The sequence below is a fragment of the uncultured Zhongshania sp. genome, from assembly GCF_963975605.1.
In the GTDB taxonomy this organism is placed as follows: Bacteria; Pseudomonadota; Gammaproteobacteria; order Pseudomonadales; family Spongiibacteraceae; genus Spongiibacter; species Spongiibacter aquimaris.
Genome location: NZ_CAXBHN010000002.1, coordinates 254,479 through 273,588, shown reverse-complemented (window position 1 = coordinate 273,588; position 19,110 = coordinate 254,479). Strand labels below are relative to the sequence as shown.

Here is a 19,110-nt window from a genome sequence, read left to right as displayed (position 1 = left end):
ATAGGGCGTAGGAGTATATGAGGCGGTTGTTGTTGCCACTGACGGCGTTACTTTTATCTGATGCATTGCTGTTGGTGGGGCATGGGTTAATGCTCACCTTGCTGCCTCTGCGCGCCGAAATTGAGCAATTTACCGCAACCCAAACAGGTTTGACCGCATCTACCTATTTTGTTGGTTTTGTTATTAGCTGTTTGGTCACGCCGCATATCGTGCGTCGGGTAGGGCATATACGCAGTTTTGCGGTATTAGCGACGATATTTTCTGCAGTGGTTTTGCTGTTTCACGGCTTACCCAGTTTTGTTGCCTGGTTGGTGCTGCGCTTTGTGGTGGGTTTCTGTATTTCCGGTTTGTACATGGTAATAGAAAGCTGGCTCAATGATCGCGCTACTCGCGAGACACGGGGTACGATACTGTCGCTGTATACCGTCATCAACTTAAGCATGATCATTGTCGGTCAGCAAATGCTGAATTTTGCTGACCCATCGGGACCCTTATTGTTTGGTTTGGCAGCGATATTATTGTCACTCGCCATAGTGCCAGTCTGCTTAACCGCGACCTTGGCGCCAACGCCGATGCCGGTTGTAAAACTCAATTTTCGGCGGCTTTGGCAGTTGTCTCATGTCGGTATGGAGGGGGCGATTACCAGTGGTCTTGTCACTGGTGCCTTTTGGGCATTGGGGCCGGTGTATGCACGCGGTCTAGGTTTAAATACCTCCGAGTTAACCCTGTTTATGAGCGGCGCCGTACTTGGCGGCGCTTTGTTTCAATTGCCCTTGGGGCGCTTATCCGATCGTTATGATCGGCGCTTGGTATTGTATTTTAACTGTCTCGCGGGCGCGGCTGTGTCGATGGTTTTGGTCTTCGTCCCAGTTATCGGCAACTTGTTGTTACTGTTGTCGGTGCTGTGGGGTGGGGCGGTGATGACCATGTATTCAATTTGCTTGGCGCATACGTCTGACAACGCCGAGGCCAGTGATTTTGTCTTAATAGGCAGCGGCATTTTATTTTTGTTTGGTTGTAGTTCAGCATTGGGGGCGCCATTGGCCTCGATCTTTATGTCACTACTTGGTCCACCGGGGCTATTTGTTTTTTCGGCGGTATGTTTGCTGGGGTTCACCTTGGGAATTTCGATTCGTCGAAAATCCCATGTTCTGCCTCTTGTCGATTCAACGGAACCTTTTGTTCCGGTCTCGGTTACCTCGCCAATGATTTTTGAGCTGGATCCGCGAACAGAAGACGCAGATGTCGCGCAGGCAGCGGGTGGTGAGCAGGAAGAGAAGTCAGACGGCGAAGCGAAAGTCGTTGAGGTGATTGACCCTATTGAACGCTAATAAGGTCAATCAGTTTAGGAGGCGGTTTAGTCGACGAACTGCACTAAGTCAGCAAGGGGCGCGCGATCCATAATGACTTGGTTGATTTGCGTTCCGATGTCTTCGTAGCCAAAGGACAATCCGCAGATAATACCGTTGCCTTCCGGAATATTGGCGATTTTAAAGACTTCGTCGGGATAAAACGCCAATGCGCCTTGGGGGCAACTGGCTAGACCGTGCTCCACCAGGATTAGCATCAATGTTTGCAGATAAATACCCACGTCTACGGCGTTGACAGGTCCCATACTGGTTGGCATTGATATAAAGGCGACATGCGGGGCATCAAAAAACTCCCAGTTTTTCATCATCAGAGCAAAGCGCTTGTCTTTCTCGTGGCGCTCAATACCCATGGTGCCATAGTAGTCCATTGCGCATTGATATTGGCGGTCTTTATAGACCCCTGTCAGGTTTTGGTCCCCTGGGGTGAAAGCGGACGACGGCGCCTTGCCCGCACTCATTTCGGCAAAAATGGCAGCCTGCAAATCTTTTCTCGCTTGACCAGACACCACCACGGTATGACAGGGTTGGGTGTTGCAGTTCGAGGGGGCGAAGCGGGCCTGATCGAAAATTTTCTCAAGAAGCTCCGGTGGAACGGGGTCGGGTTTAAAACCGCGTATTGATCGGCGGGCTTTTACGGCATCGGAGACGTTCATCTGGGAATTCCCTAGTGATTTTTTAAAGAGTTAAAACGGTAAACGATTTTTAGCACTGAGTCATCGATTGTGGTGGCAAAAGCTGTCTATTTGGCGCGCAATAAAAAAGCGGCCGAGGGCCGCTTTTTTATTTAGTGCAAAAGACGAAGATATTATGGCAGTAAGTGTTTTACACCATCACGCTCTTCGGCAAGCTCTTGCTCAGTGGCTTGCATTTTACCACGGCTGAAATCATTGATTTCAAGGCCTTGAACAATTTCCCACTCGCCATCTTTACAGCGGCAAGGGAAAGAGTAGATCAGACCTTCTTGAATGCCGTAGCTACCGTCGCTGTAAACACCCATAGAAACCCAGTCATCACCTGTGGTGCCTAGTGCCCAGCTGCGCATATGACCGCTGGCGGCGTTTGCTGCAGAGGCCGCAGAAGATGCGCCGCGCGCTTTAATAATGGCTGCGCCGCGTTGTTGAACGGTTGGGATGAAGTCGCCTTCAAGCCAAGCTTGATCAACGAGGTCACTGGCGTTTTGGCCAGATACTTTGGCGTTGAATAGATCAGGGTATTGAGTTGCTGAGTGGTTGCCCCAGATTGTCATATTGGTCACGTCGTTGACTGTCTTGCCAGTTTTGATAGCAATTTGAGTCATGGCGCGGTTGTGATCCAAACGGGTCATCGCCGTGAAGTTGCGCGCAGGAATTGACGGCGCATTGCGTTGAGTGATCAGGGCGTTAGTATTGGCTGGGTTGCCGACAACCAACACTTTAATGTTTTTGCTGGCATTCTGGTCAATGGCTTTGCCTTGAACAGAGAAAATGGCAGCGTTTGCTTCCAGTAGATCTTTACGCTCCATGCCTGGGCCGCGTGGACGTGCGCCAACAAGCAGTGCGTAATCAGCATCTTTAAAGCCGACATTTGGATCGTCGGTGCACACTACGCCAGCCAATAATGGGAATGCGCAGTCTTCAAGCTCCATGCGAACGCCTTGCAGGGCATCCATCGCTGGGGTGATGTCTAACAGGTGCAGAATAACGGGCTGATCGTCGCCCAGCATAGCGCCGGATGCGATACGGAAAAGAAGTGCGTAGCCAATTTGGCCGGCTGCACCGGTAACGGTGACGCGAACTGGTTGTTTCATTGGGCGATTCCCTTTCTGGTGGTGGTCTGATTTTTGAGCGGGTGCGATCGGACGTGGATTACACAGTCCGACATGCACCCGTGCCGGGGTCTGGCCGTGTACAAGACACCTCATGCCAGCAGATTTTGGCGGGCTAATGATAGTCATCTCAGTCGCGGATTGCCAGCGCTTGAGGCCGATAAGGCCAAATACCGGACTCAGGAGGCGGTTGTTAGCGCCGCTGAGCGCGTGATTGTGGCCGCTGAGTACACGTTTCTATATAATGCGCGACCCAACTCTCTATTTGATTTTCCGCTATGTCTAGCTTGCCAAAACTTGAATTCAATAAACTTCAAAAGCGTTTACGCCGCCATACTGGGCAGGCGATTGAAGATTATAAAATGATCGAAGAGGGCGACCGCGTGATGGTCTGCCTGTCTGGCGGCAAAGACAGTTATACCATGCTCGATATTCTGATGAACCTGCAAAAAAGCGCGCCGGTAAAATTCGAGCTGATTGCGGTCAATATGGATCAGAAGCAGCCGGGATACCCGGAGCACGTGCTGCCAGATTATTTAGATGCCTTAGGTATTGAATACTACATCGTTAACAAAGACACCTACTCTATAGTTAAGCAGAAAATCCCAGAGGGTAAGACAACTTGCGGACTGTGTTCACGTCTTCGCCGCGGGACGCTATACGCCTTTGCGGAAGAAATTGGCGCTACAAAAATAGCTCTGGGCCATCACAAAGACGATATCGTGCAGACCCTGTTTTTAAATATGTTCTACGGCTCACGCTTGTCGGGAATGCCGCCAAAACTCCTCTCTGATGACAAGCGCAATATCGTTATTCGCCCGCTGGCGTATTGTCGCGAAACTGATATCGAGGCATTTGCCGCGCACAAGGAATTTCCGATTATTCCCTGCAATCTCTGTGGTTCTCAGGAAAATCTCCAGCGTCAGAATATTCGCAAAATGCTGATGGACTGGGAAAGGGTGGATGGCAGCCGCATAGAGAAGATCTTTTCTTCCATGCAAAATATCGCTCCTTCGCAGATGGCTGATTCCAATTTGTTTGATTTTGCCTCGCTGACGATAGATCGCACAGGCGAGCGCAAAGAGTATGAGTTCGACTCCACTCAAACGATCGATGCGGGTGGCCTGCCGTCGTCATCTCAGCCCGCCGAGCGCAGCAATTTCATAGAACTGACTGAATTGAGATAAATATCTTGGGCGGTTGCTGGGTTTCGGTAACCGCTATTATTTCGCGTAATTCTGCCATTCCTGCATAGCTTGCCCGCGGCTGCCCCTGTCCTTATCCCCACTTGTTTTGTTGACCCTCCTTACGCGTTGCCAATAGTGGCCCAATTACTGCTTTATCCATACAGATTAACAATTTACTGGTGATGGTTACGGTAGTTTGTCTGGGCTTTGGGCTCTTTCTGTCAAAATATTGACAGATATTGTGATAGGTATGATTTAAATGCTTGTCATTTTTTTGACATTGGGCTGGGCTTCGCTGGCAATAAAACCGATGCCTGTCTGAATAGTTAACGGCGATGTAACTCAGTAAGTGGGGTTGTGCAGTGACTTGAATAGAGTGCTGATGACATCGCGCATCAAGAGGGAAGCAGGTGGACGAAGAAGAGGTAGGGCTAAGGTCATTTTCTGCGGCAACACTGTGCGCCTTGGTATCGGTCACGCTGTGCATAGCTCTTGGCGGCAGTGTGTTATTTGAAGCGGCCTGGCAGCAATGGCGCTTTAACGGGAGTACTGGACATGAGCTTATCGCAAATGATCCGCGCAGCCAGCGTGAAGCGAGTCTTGAGCGCAAAGTACTTGCTTTGGCGACCTCACTACTGCCCGCAACTGATATCAAGGTATCAGTTCAAGTTGAAAGTGCCAGCGCGAATGGCCAAGTAGCGGAGCTCAAATCCGTATTGTTAATAATTGACCGCGCGCAGCCAGATAATAACATTGAAGAGTCACTTTTAAGCTTGGTAAGTGCGGGTTTGGCGATTAATTCGGCCCGCGGGGACCAGCTAGCGGTGCGGTTTCATCCCTTTCCCAGTATCAATGACACGGCCTATGAAAAGTTTGGACTTAGCCCGTCACAACGGATGTTACTCGGCCTTGGTATCTCTTTGCTTGGTCTAATCGGTTCGGTTTTGCTTTTCCACCATTACCGCAAGATCAGGGCAAAAACCTTGCAATTAGAAAACGATTATCGGGATCAGTTGCTGCGATTTAAGGCGATAGCCCAAGAAGAGCCCGCGCGTGTTGCGAGCGTATTGAGCGGATGGCTGAATGGGACGCCGCTTAAATGACCGCGTCGACTCACCTATCTGATGTTGAGCAAGCGGCAGCGTTAATTATGTCGCTAGATAAAAGTCATGCCGCTGCAATCATGCGGGCTTTACCACCCGCCGATGTACATCGTATCGCGGCAGCAATGAGTGGCATGGATGCGCCCAGTAGTGGTGAATTTAAGCAGGTGCTTGCTCGCTTTCATCTTGATGTTAAAACCTTTTCCGGCGTCAAACCCAGTGCCAGCGATGCGGTGCTTAGCTTGTTAGAGGAGGCGTTGGGCGAGGAGCGGGCAGCTCTGCTGGGAGATCGCTTGGCTTTGCACGGCCAGTCTCGGCAGATCACAAAACTAAAATGGTTAGAACCCAATACCATTGTGGATATAATTCGTCGCGAGCATCCACAAATTCAGGCGGTTGTGATCGCCTGTTTGGCGCCGAGGCAGGGCAGCGAGGTGTTGCTCGCTTTCGAAGAGTCGCGACGCTTAGACTTGCTGGGTCGCTTATCAAGTTTAAAAAATTTAACTCCGGCTGCACTAGAAGAGTTGGATTGGTTGCTGGAGCACTATTTTAGTGATGTGGGCAGGCCGCTTGGTCGGGCAATGACAGGCGACTCTTTGGCGGCGGCCCTCCTCAATGAAATGGATGTTGGTGCGGAAAGTAATTTGCTCAATGGTTTGCGAGCGAGCCAGCCTGAGCAGGCTGCGAGAGTCGAAGAGTTAATGTTCGGCTTTGCCCAAATTGCGAATATGGCAGAGCAGGATATCGTGATTCTTGCAAAGCAGCTTGCCCCAGAGATAATGGCGCCAGCCTTAGCAGAAGCTGGCGCGCTGCTCCGCCGTCGATTTTTAAGTGCGGTAAGTGACGATAAAAAACATGAAATCATGGCCTTGTCTCGTCGATTTACACAGGCAGAAGCTCATGCTGCACAAGCGGAGGTTGTCAGTGTGGCCAGACAAATGGCCGCGGTGGGGGAAATCATTCTAGACGCCCGTAAAATAGATGTGTTTTAGTCTCGCTATCGGATTGTATTGACGAAATGTCGTGAGAGGTTAGTTTTAAATACTAAAATACGGAATTTTCCTCCACAATAACTCTTTTTGTAATACCTATTAATATTTTAAATAAACAGAGTTAAACAAGGACGTTTAAGCGTATGCCTACATTGAATTTTGCGGTACTCGAAGAGCTCCGTGATTTTATGGAAGAAGATGTTTTTACCCTCATTGATGAGTTTGAAATTGATACTCAAGAGCGCTTAAGCTTGGTTGAGAAAGCAATTCAAGATCAAGATGCAGAGACGCTGCGAACAATGGCACATACCATGAAAGGTGGTGCCGCGTCCTTGGGCGCAGAAAATCTATCTCAACATTTCCGTGGATTGGAGTTGCGTGGCCGAGATGCGAGCTTTCGTGATATTCAGCAGGATTTCAGCAATACCCAGCGTAGCTTTGCGGAAGCGATGCTCTCAATTCGCCGCTGGTTAGATGGCATTAAATAGGAGGGTCAATTTTTTGACGCACCCCTCTTTTTTAAGTCATTGATTTACATAATAAATAATTGGCTTGAGTCTTGCTAAATACGCTGTACTCTCCTAGATAGTGCGGTATAGGCGTAATGGTGAAGGATTTACTCTCCCAAGCAGAAATCGATGCGTTGTTGGCGAATGTTCAGGCGCAAACGCCGCGAGCTGAGGCCAGTACTTCATCGTCTGTTGATGCCCGCTCTTTTGATTTAGCTAGCCGGCGACGCTTGAAAAAACGCCGCTTACCGGGCTTAGAGCACATCAATAAACGATTTTCAGAATATTTCCGCGATAGTATTTCCGAAGTTTTAGGGCAAAGCCTGGATGTCGCCGCTATTGACCTTCAGTTTTTACCCTACAGTGAATACCTGCATTCATTGTATGTTCCCACATCTCTAAACCTCATGCGTTTACATCCTTTAAGCGGGACGGCGATGGTGGTTTTTGACGCGCGCTTGGTATTTCGTTTGGTGGATATGTTTTTCGGCGGCAACGGTACTCAGGGTCATGCTGACGGCAGGGATTTTAGTAAGGTAGAGCGTCGAGTTATTCGCAGGCTAATCGACCGCGCCCATCAAGACTATGACCGCGCTTGGCGCTTGGTGAGAGCGATCAGCTGCGAATCACTGGCAATGGAGGTCAATCCGGCCATGGCGTCAATAGCTGGGCAGTCTGAAATCGTCGTTGTTAGCCGTTTTCAGATTGAGCTGGATAGTGGCGGCGGCGGTGAATTTAATATCGCCTTGCCGTTGGCGATGCTAGAACCTGTGTTGGAATCATTAAGTAAAACCGAATCTGCTGAGCAGCTTGGTGACAACTCGCTGTGGCATACCAGCTTGAGCCAATCAGTGATGGATATGAGTGTGCCTACCCGCTGCACATTGGCTGAGCCAGTGATGAGTTTAGGGCAGATAGCTGCCCTGCAGGTTGGCGATGTGATCCCCTTTAGTAGCCGTGAATTATCGGTGATAAAAGTGTCTGGGGTGCCAATGGCACGGGCACAGCTGGGCGTGGTAAATGGTTTTTTAGCCCTCAAAATTGCTGAGTAAGTTGCCTTATATGTACTGCCTAAGCATACGTAAAACGGTTGTATAGTCATCTGGACCTTGATTGTTAAATGGTTACCGAGAGATTGAAATATTATGGATAAGCAAGACGAGCTTCGTCGTCAGCGACAAAATTTGAAAGAGGAAATGGAAGCGGCCGACCGAGCTGGTATTCAACACGCTAGCTCGGCTGGGCGTAAGGGACAGGTGGAGGTCGACGGCCCTGCAGCGAGACTTCGCGATCGAAAGTCCCCCGGTCCAGATTTATCAATGGTGATGGATATTCCCGTTAGACTTACCTTGGAGGTAGGGGGGAGTGATATGCCGATTCGAGATCTACTGCAGCTGCATCAAGGCGCTATTGTGGAGCTTGATCGTATGGCGGGCGAGCCTTTGGATGTGATGGCAAATGGCACGCTTATCGCTCGCGGAGAAGTAGTCGTGATTGAAGATAAATTGGGAATTCGGCTTACTGAGGTGGTCAGTCAAGCGGAGCGGTTACAATCCTTGCGATGATGATATGTCCGCATAGTTAGATGTGCGTAACGAATACCAAGTGGCCATAGGTGGGAGAACAAAAATAATGAGGCGTAGGCTGGTGTTTTTGAGTCGCGATAAAGCAAATCTCTGCGAGATTGTGGAAATGTTAAATCAACCCCATTTACAGGGTTGGCGGTGGCGAATATTTACTGAAGCAAGGGCAGAGGTTCAGCGTCTCGGGCTGCCATTGGCAAGCCCGCTTCTGTTGACCAATATGCTTGGTGGCGCATGGCGGGGCGGCTTTTGGGGGCTTTGTTTAGGGTGGCTGCTGGTGATAATTTCATTTGCGCTGTTTCAAATTAATGCAGGCTTAGTTCGCGATATTATTCTGTATTCGCTACCCCTGACCCTACTGTTTTTTGGTGCGTGGGAGGGGGGCTTGTTAGGGTTAATGCAAGAAAATTCAGCGCTAGATGACTACCGGCCATATGCAGCAGATAATTTGTTCGTGCTTTTAATTGACGTTCAAGCAGTAGATCAGCGTCTGTTAAAGAAGATTATGGCGATGTGCAAAGCGGAGCAAATTGGCGAGCACACTCACAGGATGTGGGGTTTTCCCTGGCGAGAAAATATTTACAGCAAACCTAAATCTACTGCGGAGCCCTCATGACACGCCAAATCCAAGTCATAGCGGTAAGTGGTGGCAAAGGCGGCGTTGGTAAAAGCAATGTTGCTATAAATCTTAGCGTCGCACTGGCTGAAGGTGGCGCGCGCGTGGTGTTATTGGATGCCGACTTTGGCTTGGCAAATGTGGACGTCTTACTTGGTTTAAAGGCGAGCAATACTATTGAGCAGGTGCTCGATGGCCAGTGCACACTCGAAGAAGTGTTATTAGATGGGCCCGCGGGCATCAAAATTATTCCTGCATCGTCGGGTACGCGACGTTTAAGTATGCTGAGTTCGCTGGAGCACGCTGGATTGATTCGCGCCTTTAGCGATATCGCCAATCAATTAGATGTGCTGGTAATTGATACCGCCGCGGGAATCTCAGATTCTGTAGTGAATTTTCTCAGCGCTGCACACGAAGTGGTCATGGTGGTTTGCAATGAGCCGAGTTCCATTACCGACGCCTATGCACTGATTAAGCTGCTTAGCCGCGACTTTGGTCGCAGCCGATTCCGAATTTTGGCAAATATGGTTGCAGACGAACAAGAGGGACGGCAACTTTTTGACAGTTTAAATCAGGTTTGCGGCCAGTTTCTGGACGTGGGTTTGATCTACGCTGGCGCCGTGCCCTTCGATACTAAATTGCGAGACTCGGTGCGCCAGCAGACGGCGGTTGTTCTGGCCGCACCAAGCAGTATTTCGGCGAGAGCGCTGCGCGATTTTGCAAAGCAGGCTCAGCGGTGGCCGCTACCTGCCAAGGCGGAAGGTCATTTGGTGTTTTTTGTTGAGCAACTGCTAGCGGCAAGCTCCCGTTCCGGTGGCGCGTTGGCAAATAGCAAATGAGCGATGACGATCTAGACAACTTATCGCCGAATCCTTTTGGCATAGCTAGTGACGAGAGTGATCCAATTAATTCGGTGTTTTCCTCACCGGCTGAGATGCGTATCTTGGTGGTGGAGAGCTTCTCGACTATGCGGCGTATTATTCGCAACTTACTTACCGACCTAGGCTATCGCTATATTAGCGAGGCAGAGGACGGGCTTTCGGCACTACCTATGCTTCACAATCAGCGTTTTGACTTTGTGATTACCGATTTAATCATGCCAAGAATGTCTGGATTAGATTTGCTGCGCGCGATTCGGGCCGATGCAAACTTAAGTCATATCCCCGTGTTAATGATTACCGCCGATGCCAAGCGTGAACAAATTATTGAGGCCGCGCTAGCTGGGGTGAATGCCTATATGGTGAAACCTTTCACTGCCGCAACCTTGGAAAGCAAAATACTTTCGATTATTAATAGCCGAGCGTAAGTCTTGGCAATGCCTTTTCCCAGCAATAAGCAAGCTTCCATCTCGAAACATCACTCCTAGCTCAAATTGTCTGGCCGAAAATGCTGGAATGTGACCGACCTTGCAGCTTAGCGCCAATTAAATGTGGATAATTAATAGTAATATCGATTGGACGAAGGGCGTACCTACCCTGAGTTACTTTGATGTCTGACATCGCCAACTCGGATTTTCGGCGACACCATTCTAAATAGGGCCCTGTGTGAACGAGCACGAACACGAAGGTATTTTGGCGATTTTCCTTTCGGAAGCGGAGGAGATTGTTCAACGCCTGTCGGAACAGTTGGCGGAATTGCATTACGGCTATGATGGTCAGCGCATACTCGATGATATTCATCGTGGATTTCATACTCTGCACGGTGGTGCAACCGTGTTGAATATGCCCGAGTTGGCTGAATGCGCGCAGTTGACCGAACGGGTAATGGAGCGAGTGCGGACTCGCCGTGTGTCAATAACACCGAGTTTAGTGTCATTATTAGTGGCGGCAATTGGTAGCCTGGAACTGATGTTGGCGCGTCGCATAAACCATCAGCCGCCGCGGCCAGTCGATAAAGAATTAAAAGCGCGTTTATTGCGAGCGGCGGATCGCAACAATAATGAAGCAGCGGCAAATAACCCAGTGGAATCATCACTTGATACAATGGGTGTGTTTTTTGATGGTCGTTTACAGCCCCGCGACAATCAGATCGCGAGCATAGCCCCCTCAGTTTTACATTATGAAAAGACGCGTTTTGAACCCCTGCAAGCAAAGCAAGGCACTGATGTGCTTGCAACCCGGCAGTTTGAGCAAGGCACTGCGGGTAACTTTCCGCTGGACTCACCGAAAGGATTCGAGTCGATAGATAGTGCGGTCGCTACGCTTACCCGTGAGTCCTTGGCTACCTTGAGCGGGCTCAGCGATACTCCCGGAACAGCAGAGGGCGATGCCCTTAATTTAGTGCGCGAGTTAAGTTGGGTGAAGCAGCGGTTAATGAAGTTTCATGCCAAGGGATATTCTGAAGAGCTAGACAAAGCGCTGACGTATCTCGATTTGGTGACTCAGGACTTTGAAGCTTGGGCGCATGATCGAAGCAGTGACGGCGATACCAAACCGAATTGATCCCGCCACCTATTGTCCCTAGGTACCTAAATGCTGCTACCTTGGTCTAGGGTCTCAGCGTAACAACCATGCTTATCAAGTCAGCGTTAACCTCGAAAATGGCGTATTTACTGCCGTGAACCGTGCTTTTGCGCTCGTTTAAGTCGGAACTAAGCATTGCTATTGAGCTTGTGCTTAGCTTAGATCCACATGTTTTTCGCACTCAATTTCTTCTATTTCGTATATACTTGGCGGCATTTTTACGCATGTCATATGCGTGCCGGCGGGTGAATAGACGGGAGCGATTTTGCTAAATTCGGGCTTGGAAGTTAAGCAGCTATACACTGATCGTGATGATCGGGTGCTGTTTTCCGATTTGAGCTTTCACCTCAATGCGGGCCAGCTGTTACAAATTGCCGGTCCCAACGGCAGCGGTAAAACCAGTTTATTGCGTATTTTGGCTGGCTTATCGAGTCGTTACAGTGGCGAGGTTCTATGGCAGGGAAAATCCCTACAAAAGAATCGTCACGACTATTTGCAGCAATTGCTTTATATCGGTCACGGCGCTGGTATAAAAGCAGTACTTAGCCCACTTGAAAATTTGCGATGGTCATGTGCCCTGCGCGGTGCTGAAAATAGCGATGTCGTGCTTCTTGATGCTTTAAATAAAGTTGGTCTGCGTGGTTTTGAAGAACAGCCGTGTTTCTCGCTATCGGCGGGGCAGCAGCGCCGAGTAAATTTGGCGCGTTTATTCTGTATTCCGGCGCAGCTTTGGATTCTCGACGAACCCTTTACCGCGATAGATCAGGGTGGTGTGTGCGAGATAGAGCAGTGGCTTAGCGAATTTGTGAGTGGCGGTGGTTCGGTGTTGTTAACCACGCATCACAAACTTAGTGTCTCTCAAGGTTTTAATGTTATTACGCTGGGGGCCAGCAATGTCTGAGCCCAAACTGCTAAAGCTAGTCATAGCCGTCTTGCATCGCGATATTGTTGCTTCACTGCGACGTGGTAGTGAGTGGTCGAATCCACTGGTATTTTTTGTCATGGTGTGCGCCTTGTTCCCCCTTGGTATTGGCCCACAGCCAGATCGTCTCGCCGACTTGGCACCCGGTATTTTGTGGGTGGTGGCGTTACTGGCCTCCCTGCTTGCCACAGACAGCTTGTTCCGTGGGGATTTTGACGATGCGACCCTAGAGCAAATGCTATTAACTCATCAATCCCTTTATCCGCAAGTATTAGCTAAAACACTGGCGCACTGGCTAATGACAGGTTTGCCCCTGAGTCTATTGTCGCCAATTTTGGGATTGCTATTGCATTTGCCCGGTGAGGGCATGGTGCCGTTGATGTTGAGTTTGGTACTGGGCACAAGTGTGCTCAGTTTTATCGGTGCTATTGGTGCGGCATTAACGGTGGGCCTGCGCAAAGGCGGCCTGCTTTTGTCGTTGATTGTATTGCCGCTATATATTCCCGTGCTTATTTTTGGCAGCAGTGCGGTGAAAGCGGCGATAGAAGGTGCCGCCTATTTACCGCAGCTCGCTATGTTGGGCGTGTTTTTTCTCGCGGCCTTGGCACTTGCGCCTTTAGCGATATGCGGAGCGCTGCGAATTAGTGTTGATCAATAGCCGTGTGCTAATGCTTTATAACTTGCCGCGAGGCTGCGGTATACTGCTCGACTTTTACGTTGATCAGATTGGCGTTTGAATTGAATTTTAAAAGAGATTATTGCTTTGTCGATTAGCTCAACCTTTCATAAATGGGGCTCTCCGCGCTGGTTTTACCAGTTTAGCGGTCGTTTACTACCGTGGCTGGCGATCTTTTCGCTATTGTTGTTGGTGGGTGGCGCCGTTTGGGGCTTGGCCTTTGTGCCGGCTGATTACAAGCAGGGTAATAGTTTTCGCATTATGTATATTCACGTGCCCGCGGCTGCGGTTGCGATGGGCGCTTACATGACGATGGCGACTGCCGGCGCGATCCATTTGATTTGGCGGATGAAGTTGGCCGCCATGGTGATGAAAGCCATCGCACCCATTGGCGCTTCCCTAACGTTCCTGTCGCTACTTACCGGCGCGGTGTGGGGTAAACCGACCTGGGGCACATGGTGGGTGTGGGATGCGCGTATCACGTCGGTTTTAATTTTATTCTTTTTATATCTCGGTGTGATTGCCCTGCATCAAGCCTTTGAAAATCGAGACGCGGCGGCGAAAGCCTGCGCGGTTTTGGCAATTGTTGGTGCAGTGAACATACCCATTATTTATTGGTCAGTAGAGTGGTGGTACAGCCTGCATCAACCAGCGAGTATTAGTTTTACTGGCGAGTCGACAATTCACCCGAGTATGCTTCACCCCCTCATGGCAACGCTGTGCGGTATGTATCTGTTTTTCGGATGGTTGCTTTTGCTGTATACCCGAATCGAAATTTTAGAGCGAGAAAAAAACACGCGCTGGGTACAAGATCTTATTTGCGGGGAGTCACGCTAAATGTATTTCAATAGCGTTAGCGAATTGCTCTCTATGAGTGGTCACGGTAGCTATGTTTGGTTTAGTTACGGCGTGTCGGCCTTGGTTTTAGCGACTTTAGTCATTGTTGCACGACGTAGACGTGCCGCGGCTGAACAACATATTCGCGCTCTAGTTAGACGCAAGGGCGCGACTACATCAAATTGATTGAAATTTTCTCCGTTTGTGCTCAGCGCTAGCGGTACTGTTTAAGAGAGTGTTATGGCGATGCATCCACAGCGCAAACAGCGCTTATTGATTGTTGTATTTATTTTGCTGGTCGCGGGGCTTGCCGCTGGGTTGTTGGGTTACGCCTTAAAAGAAAATATTAATTTGTTTTATCCCCCAGCGGAAATTGCCTCTGGTAAAGCGCCGGTGGACAAATTTATGCGAGCGGGCGGGATGGTGCAGGAAGGAAGCGTAGAGCGGGCCAGCGACAGCTTGAAGGTTCGGTTTGTGGTCACCGATTTTAGTGCGGTAGTGACGGTGGAGTACGAGGGCATTTTGCCGGATTTATTCGCCGAGGGGGAAGGAGTTGTCGCGTCGGGTAAATTAGGCGAGGACGGTATTTTTTATGCCAGCGAAGTGCTGGCAAAGCACGATGAAACCTATATGCCTCCCGAGGTTAGCGATGCTTTGGAAAAGTCTGCTGCTAGTCGAGCTGCGCAACAAGAGAAGGGTAGTCAGTGATAGTTGAAATTGGCCATTTTGCTTTAATACTAGGCTTTTGTTTTGCCCTTGCGCTGGCGATCCTGCCGTTGTGGGGTGTGTTTCGCGGCGATCACTTGGCTATGCGCGCGAGTCGCTATTTAAGTTTTGCGCAATTCCTGTTCACAACTGTCGCCATTGCCAGCCTGTTTTATGCTTTTTTAAGCGATGATTTCTCTGTCGATATCGTTGCTGCTCAATCGAATACGCTGTTACCAATGGCCTATAAATTCAGTGCCTTGTGGGGTGGTCACGAAGGTTCGCTATTACTGTGGCTGGAAATACTCGCGCTTTGGACGGTTGCTGTCGCAATTTTTTCAAAGCAGTTACCTCTCGATATTCTAGCCCGTGTGTTATCCGTAATGGGTATGATTGCGGTGGGCTTCTTTGGCTTTTCGCTCTTTACGTCGAATCCCTTCGCCCGTCATTTATTGAATACACCAGCTGACGGTCAAGATTTGAATCCATTGCTACAAGACCCGGGTATGGTGATTCATCCGCCCATGCTGTATGTCGGCTACGTTGGGTTTTCGGTGGCTTTTGCCTTTGCGATAGCGGCGTTAATGAGTGGCCGAATGGACGCAAGTTGGGCGCGGTGGTCGCGGCCCTGGACTAACATTGCCTGGCTGTTTTTGACCGTGGGTATCGCCTTGGGCAGCTGGTGGGCCTATTACGAACTGGGTTGGGGCGGCTGGTGGTTTTGGGACCCGGTTGAAAACGCGTCTTTCATGCCTTGGCTAGTTGGCACCGCCTTAATTCATTCACTGGCTGTCACTGAAAAGCGGGGCGTATTTAAGAGCTGGACCTTGCTGCTGGCAATTTTTGCATTCTCACTGAGCTTGCTCGGTACCTTTTTGGTCAGGTCGGGGGTTTTAACCTCAGTCCACGCGTTTGCCGCAGACCCAACCAGGGGTATGTTTATTCTTGGCTTTTTGGTCATCGTGGTGGGGGGCTCGCTAACGCTTTACGCTTTTCGCGCACCAACGTCACAGACGGCACCCTCATTCACGTGGCTATCTCGCGAGGCCTTGTTACTCGTCAATAATATATTGCTGCTGGTCGCGGCAATGACCGTTTTGATCGGCACATTATTCCCGCTGATAATGGATTTCGCCGGCTTAGGTAAATACTCGGTGGGCCCCCCGTATTTTAACGCCATATTTGTGCCCTTGATGTGTTTGCTGGCCTTGGTGGTTGGTATTGGTCCGCTATCACAGTGGAAGCGAAGTAAGCCGGAGTCTTGGTTGAAACCGGTGTTGATTGCCTTTGTAAGCAGTCTGATTTTGGGTTTGCTACTGCCGCAAACCTTTGGTGATGGCTTGCACATTGGGGCGATTATCGGGGTGTTACTGGCGGCGTGGATTGTGTTGAGTAGTGTCGTGAATCTACGCGACAAGGTTCGCAATGCAGCAACACTTATGCAGGGGCTGCGCCGACTTACTCCCTCTTATTACGGCATGTTAACAGCGCATATTGGTTTTGCCTGTAGCGTGCTAGGCGTGGCGATGGTCACTAGCTTCAATCACGAACAAGATATTCGTATGACAGTGGGGGAGCGCACGGAGAGTGCATTCTCTTACTCGGTAAGTTTTGACTCAATTCAAGCGATCTCCGGTCCAAATTATCAGGGCCAGCGCGGCACTTTTTCGCTGTGGAAGGACGGCGAGTTTATAGCCGAGATGCATCCTGAAAAGCGCCGCTACCACGCCAGAAGTAGTCAGGTCATGACTGAGGCGGCAATTGATGCTGGTTTAATGCGCGACGTCTTTATTGCCTTGGGCGAGCCTGTTGGCAAAGATGCCTGGGCCGTTAGAGTTCACGTCAAGCCCTTTATTCGGTGGATTTGGTTAGGCGCTTTGCTAATGGCGCTTGGTGGTTTACTCGCAATCTGTGACAAGCGTTACCGGCCAAAACAAAAAGCGATAATCGACGGGAATGGAGATCGCAGTGCAACGGTTTAAATTATTTTTGCCTTTAATTATTTTTGCTATTTTGGCAGCTATTTTCTTCGGAGTAGAGCGTCGTGTTCTGACCGGCGACTATGTGCCAACTGATTTGCCGTCGGCGCTAGTAAACAAACCACTGCCTGAGTTTTCTGAACCGGCTCTTGATGACGGCCGCATAGTCAATAAGTCGCATATTATAGGCGAGGTTTTCTTGCTTAACGTTTGGGCTACCTGGTGCCCGACCTGCCATTATGAGCATCCATTTCTCGTCAAGCTTGCCGCGCAGGGCGTTAAAATTGTCAGTATAGATTATAAGGATGACGCTGAGGCCGGACGACGCTGGTTGGCTGAGAAAGGTGATCCTTACACAGTAACTTTGTTTGATGAGGATGGCTCCCTCGGCTTGGATCTTGGCGTGACTGGGGCGCCGGAAACCTATTTAGTTGACGCTGAAGGCATTGTCCGGTTTCGCTATCAGGGCGCACTCGATCAAACTGTGTGGGATCGTGAGTTTGCCCATCGAATTGCCGAGCTGAACGGTCGGGGCGCTGTGCAATGAGGGGATTAATACTATGTATAGCGATGATGCTATACGGTGCTGTCGCGTCGGCGGTTATTGAAACCTACCAGTTCGACACACCGCTGCAACAGCAGCGTTATCATGCTTTTATCGAAGAGCTGCGCTGTCCCAAATGCCAGAATCAAAATCTTTCCGGCTCTGATTCGGCGATTTCGAAAGACTTACGTCGTCAGATTCATCGTATGATCATGGACGATAAGTCGGATATAGAAATAACGAATTATATGGTCGATCGCTACGGCGATTTTATTTTATATCGTCCCCAGTTTAATGGCCAAACAGCGGTGTTGTGGCTTAGCCCAGTCGCCTTACTATTACTTGGCTTGTTAGTTTGGTGGCGTATGGCCAGCGGTCGGAAGCGCAGTAAATCGACTGTGGATTCTTCGCTGTCAGTGGCAGAGCAACAGCGCCTGAATGAATTGCTGGGTGATGATGCCAGCGGCGAAAAGTCGGGGGACCGGCAATGATAAGTTTATATACTGGGTTTGGCTGTTTGCTATTGATAGCCGCTATATTTGTGCTGTTATCCATGCGTAGCCGCGGCCCATCTCAGAATGATCAGGAACTGCATCGCCGAGCACAGCGTGATTTTTATCGTCAGCGTCAAAATGAATTAGCGAGCGATCTAGCGTCAGGCCTAATTGATCAAGCGCAACTTGCTGAGCTTGAGCGGGAATTGGATAGACAGTTGGTCGCCGAGTCCAGCGGCGATAGCGCCACAACTTCTTCAAGTGCTAAGCGCGGCTATATTCTAGCAGTGTTGATATCCATCCCACTCCTTGCGATAACACTGTATGAGTATTTCGGCTATCGACAAGATTTACAGCTGCGGGAGTTACAGTCCGAAATTTTGAGCGAGGGCTTCAGTGACGAGCGTTGGCAGCGCTATCAAGATATTGTGGGTGTCATTCTAGAGCGGCGGCCAGATAGCGGCGAACATTTGGTAATGATGGCGACCTTGTTCCGTCAGCAGAGCGACTTTGCCGGTGCCTTGCCTTATTACCAGCGTTTAGCACGGTTGTTTCCAAAAGACCCCAACGTGTTGGCGCAATTGGCTCAGGCACGTTATTTAGTTGGTGATCGACAAGTTGATCAAGAGACCCGAAGCTTGCTCGAAAGGGCGCTGGCGATTAATCCTACTCAGGGAACCGCCTTGGGCGTTTTGGGTATCGATTCCTTTGCTAATAAGCAGTATGTAGATGCGATATCGTATTGGCAGAAACTACTGGTGCAATTGCCAGCTGGTTCCGCAGAGATAGGCGTCATTAGTGGCGGTATTGCCGAAGCTAAGCGACTAGCCGCCGCTGCGGGTAATATGCAAACGCTGGAAGTGAATGTGAGTGTGGCGGCTGAGCTAGGCGCATCGCCAGAGGGCGTTTTGTTTGTTGTCGCTAAAAGTAGCGACGGCAATCCGATGCCGGTGGCTGCCTTGCGCGTCCCTTTATTGACCCAGCAGGAATGGCCTATTAATCTTCTGCTAACAGATGCGGACGTGATTAGGCAGGGTAAGCAGCTAGCCGATTTCTCAGAGCTTACGCTGTCGGCACATATTAGTAGGTCAGGGACAGCCATCCGTCGTGATGGTGATTGGGTTGGCGAGTCAATTCAGGTTGATGTGAGTAAAGTGGCCGATCCATTGACCTTGTCGATTACGGCAGTGCAGGGAAAATAGTGTGAGACGCGCTCTCTGTTCACAAATTCTCAAATTCTGCTGTCAGTCCTTGCTGCTATCGCTATAATCGCGCATTGCACAATTTTTCCTGTTGTTGCCTCGAGAACACAATAAAACTCAGCGTG

The 19,110-nt window shown here is 49.8% G+C and carries 22 protein-coding genes; 20 read left to right on the top strand and 2 right to left on the bottom strand.

The features are described from left to right. Positions 1-17: 17 nt before the first annotated feature. Positions 18-1,331: an MFS transporter gene (locus tag AAC007_RS03580; protein ID WP_219041643.1), complete on the top strand. Its 1,314-nt coding sequence runs from the start codon at positions 18-20 to the stop codon at positions 1,329-1,331. A gap of 26 nt (positions 1,332-1,357) precedes the next feature. On the opposite strand, the gene AAC007_RS03575 is transcribed toward AAC007_RS03580, so the two are convergent. Beyond that, positions 1,358-2,023 (bottom strand): nitroreductase, encoded by a 666-nt coding sequence (locus AAC007_RS03575; RefSeq protein WP_295871821.1) that lies wholly within the window; start codon positions 2,021-2,023, stop codon positions 1,358-1,360. 152 nt (positions 2,024-2,175) lie between these two features. Next, positions 2,176-3,156, bottom strand: a complete 981-nt coding sequence (locus AAC007_RS03570) for a malate dehydrogenase (RefSeq protein WP_295871823.1) — start codon at positions 3,154-3,156, stop codon at positions 2,176-2,178. A gap of 296 nt (positions 3,157-3,452) precedes the next feature. On the opposite strand from AAC007_RS03570, the gene ttcA reads away from it, so the two are divergent. The 19 genes from ttcA (at position 3,453) to ccmI (ending at position 18,985) form a co-directional block, all read left to right on the top strand. Beyond that, entirely contained in the window at positions 3,453-4,361 is a 909-nt protein-coding gene (ttcA, locus tag AAC007_RS03565; RefSeq protein WP_295871825.1) for a tRNA 2-thiocytidine(32) synthetase TtcA, read from the top strand. 410 nt (positions 4,362-4,771) lie between these two features. Next, entirely contained in the window at positions 4,772-5,464 is a 693-nt protein-coding gene (locus AAC007_RS03560) for a hypothetical protein (protein ID WP_339674623.1), read from the top strand. After that, complete coding sequence (locus tag AAC007_RS03555; protein ID WP_295871828.1) at positions 5,461-6,456, top strand: FliG C-terminal domain-containing protein; 996 nt, start codon at positions 5,461-5,463, stop codon at positions 6,454-6,456. Before AAC007_RS03560 ends, AAC007_RS03555 begins: the two co-directional genes overlap by 4 nt. 143 nt (positions 6,457-6,599) lie before the next feature. Then, positions 6,600-6,944: an Hpt domain-containing protein gene (locus tag AAC007_RS03550; protein WP_295871831.1), complete on the top strand. Its 345-nt coding sequence runs from the start codon at positions 6,600-6,602 to the stop codon at positions 6,942-6,944. A 119-nt stretch (positions 6,945-7,063) separates the two neighbouring features. Next, on the top strand, positions 7,064-8,017 hold the full coding sequence (fliM, locus tag AAC007_RS03545) for a flagellar motor switch protein FliM (protein WP_339674622.1): 954 nt from the start codon (positions 7,064-7,066) through the stop codon (positions 8,015-8,017). Between the two features lie 93 nt (positions 8,018-8,110). After that, positions 8,111-8,530 (top strand): flagellar motor switch protein FliN, encoded by a 420-nt coding sequence (gene fliN, locus AAC007_RS03540; RefSeq protein ID WP_295871836.1) that lies wholly within the window; start codon positions 8,111-8,113, stop codon positions 8,528-8,530. A 67-nt stretch (positions 8,531-8,597) separates the two neighbouring features. Beyond that, positions 8,598-9,164 (top strand): hypothetical protein, encoded by a 567-nt coding sequence (locus AAC007_RS03535; protein WP_296435311.1) that lies wholly within the window; start codon positions 8,598-8,600, stop codon positions 9,162-9,164. After that, on the top strand, positions 9,161-10,003 hold the full coding sequence (locus AAC007_RS03530) for a MinD/ParA family protein (protein ID WP_295871839.1): 843 nt from the start codon (positions 9,161-9,163) through the stop codon (positions 10,001-10,003). The genes AAC007_RS03535 and AAC007_RS03530 overlap by 4 nt, the downstream gene beginning before the upstream one ends. A gap of 95 nt (positions 10,004-10,098) precedes the next feature. Beyond that, positions 10,099-10,470, top strand: coding sequence for a response regulator (locus AAC007_RS03525; RefSeq protein WP_295871988.1), 372 nt, complete (start codon positions 10,099-10,101; stop codon positions 10,468-10,470). Between the two features lie 238 nt (positions 10,471-10,708). After that, positions 10,709-11,605 (top strand): Hpt domain-containing protein, encoded by an 897-nt coding sequence (locus tag AAC007_RS03520; protein WP_296435310.1) that lies wholly within the window; start codon positions 10,709-10,711, stop codon positions 11,603-11,605. A 286-nt stretch (positions 11,606-11,891) separates the two neighbouring features. Next, a complete protein-coding gene (gene ccmA, locus AAC007_RS03515; protein WP_295871842.1) occupies positions 11,892-12,527 on the top strand; it encodes a cytochrome c biogenesis heme-transporting ATPase CcmA in 636 nt (211 codons plus the stop codon). Continuing rightward, complete coding sequence (ccmB, locus tag AAC007_RS03510; protein WP_295871844.1) at positions 12,520-13,206, top strand: heme exporter protein CcmB; 687 nt, start codon at positions 12,520-12,522, stop codon at positions 13,204-13,206. The genes ccmA and ccmB overlap by 8 nt, the downstream gene beginning before the upstream one ends. Positions 13,207-13,317: 111 nt before the next feature. Next, entirely contained in the window at positions 13,318-14,061 is a 744-nt protein-coding gene (locus tag AAC007_RS03505; RefSeq protein WP_339674831.1) for a heme ABC transporter permease, read from the top strand. Continuing rightward, entirely contained in the window at positions 14,062-14,247 is a 186-nt protein-coding gene (gene ccmD, locus AAC007_RS03500) for a heme exporter protein CcmD (RefSeq protein WP_295871846.1), read from the top strand. 60 nt (positions 14,248-14,307) lie between these two features. Then, on the top strand, positions 14,308-14,769 hold the full coding sequence (gene ccmE, locus AAC007_RS03495; protein ID WP_339674828.1) for a cytochrome c maturation protein CcmE: 462 nt from the start codon (positions 14,308-14,310) through the stop codon (positions 14,767-14,769). Further along, a complete protein-coding gene (locus AAC007_RS03490; protein WP_339674620.1) occupies positions 14,766-16,748 on the top strand; it encodes a heme lyase CcmF/NrfE family subunit in 1,983 nt (660 codons plus the stop codon). Before ccmE ends, AAC007_RS03490 begins: the two co-directional genes overlap by 4 nt. After that, positions 16,735-17,292: a DsbE family thiol:disulfide interchange protein gene (locus tag AAC007_RS03485; RefSeq protein WP_339674619.1), complete on the top strand. Its 558-nt coding sequence runs from the start codon at positions 16,735-16,737 to the stop codon at positions 17,290-17,292. The genes AAC007_RS03490 and AAC007_RS03485 overlap by 14 nt, the downstream gene beginning before the upstream one ends. Further along, the gene (locus AAC007_RS03480; protein WP_339674618.1) at positions 17,289-17,780 is read left to right on the top strand and encodes a cytochrome c-type biogenesis protein; all 492 of its coding nucleotides are present in this window, start codon (positions 17,289-17,291) and stop codon (positions 17,778-17,780) included. Before AAC007_RS03485 ends, AAC007_RS03480 begins: the two co-directional genes overlap by 4 nt. Further along, positions 17,777-18,985: a c-type cytochrome biogenesis protein CcmI gene (gene ccmI / locus AAC007_RS03475; protein ID WP_339674617.1), complete on the top strand. Its 1,209-nt coding sequence runs from the start codon at positions 17,777-17,779 to the stop codon at positions 18,983-18,985. The genes AAC007_RS03480 and ccmI overlap by 4 nt, the downstream gene beginning before the upstream one ends. Positions 18,986-19,110 lie beyond the last annotated feature (125 nt).

Coding starts and splice junctions, on each gene's coding strand:
- ccmB (WP_295871844.1), top strand. CDS start 12,520: ATGTCTGAGCCCAAACTGCTAAAGCTAGTCATAGCCGTCTTGCATCGC.
- ccmI (WP_339674617.1), top strand. CDS start 17,777: ATGATAAGTTTATATACTGGGTTTGGCTGTTTGCTATTGATAGCCGCT.
- ccmD (WP_295871846.1), top strand. CDS start 14,062: ATGTATTTCAATAGCGTTAGCGAATTGCTCTCTATGAGTGGTCACGGT.
- ccmE (WP_339674828.1), top strand. CDS start 14,308: ATGCATCCACAGCGCAAACAGCGCTTATTGATTGTTGTATTTATTTTG.
- AAC007_RS03550 (WP_295871831.1), top strand. CDS start 6,600: ATGCCTACATTGAATTTTGCGGTACTCGAAGAGCTCCGTGATTTTATG.
- AAC007_RS03580 (WP_219041643.1), top strand. CDS start 18: ATGAGGCGGTTGTTGTTGCCACTGACGGCGTTACTTTTATCTGATGCA.
- AAC007_RS03570 (WP_295871823.1), bottom strand. CDS start 3,156: ATGAAACAACCAGTTCGCGTCACCGTTACCGGTGCAGCCGGCCAAATT.
- AAC007_RS03480 (WP_339674618.1), top strand. CDS start 17,289: ATGAGGGGATTAATACTATGTATAGCGATGATGCTATACGGTGCTGTC.
- AAC007_RS03525 (WP_295871988.1), top strand. CDS start 10,099: ATGCGTATCTTGGTGGTGGAGAGCTTCTCGACTATGCGGCGTATTATT.
- AAC007_RS03555 (WP_295871828.1), top strand. CDS start 5,461: ATGACCGCGTCGACTCACCTATCTGATGTTGAGCAAGCGGCAGCGTTA.
- ttcA (WP_295871825.1), top strand. CDS start 3,453: ATGTCTAGCTTGCCAAAACTTGAATTCAATAAACTTCAAAAGCGTTTA.
- AAC007_RS03575 (WP_295871821.1), bottom strand. CDS start 2,023: ATGAACGTCTCCGATGCCGTAAAAGCCCGCCGATCAATACGCGGTTTT.
- AAC007_RS03530 (WP_295871839.1), top strand. CDS start 9,161: ATGACACGCCAAATCCAAGTCATAGCGGTAAGTGGTGGCAAAGGCGGC.
- AAC007_RS03535 (WP_296435311.1), top strand. CDS start 8,598: ATGAGGCGTAGGCTGGTGTTTTTGAGTCGCGATAAAGCAAATCTCTGC.
- fliN (WP_295871836.1), top strand. CDS start 8,111: ATGGATAAGCAAGACGAGCTTCGTCGTCAGCGACAAAATTTGAAAGAG.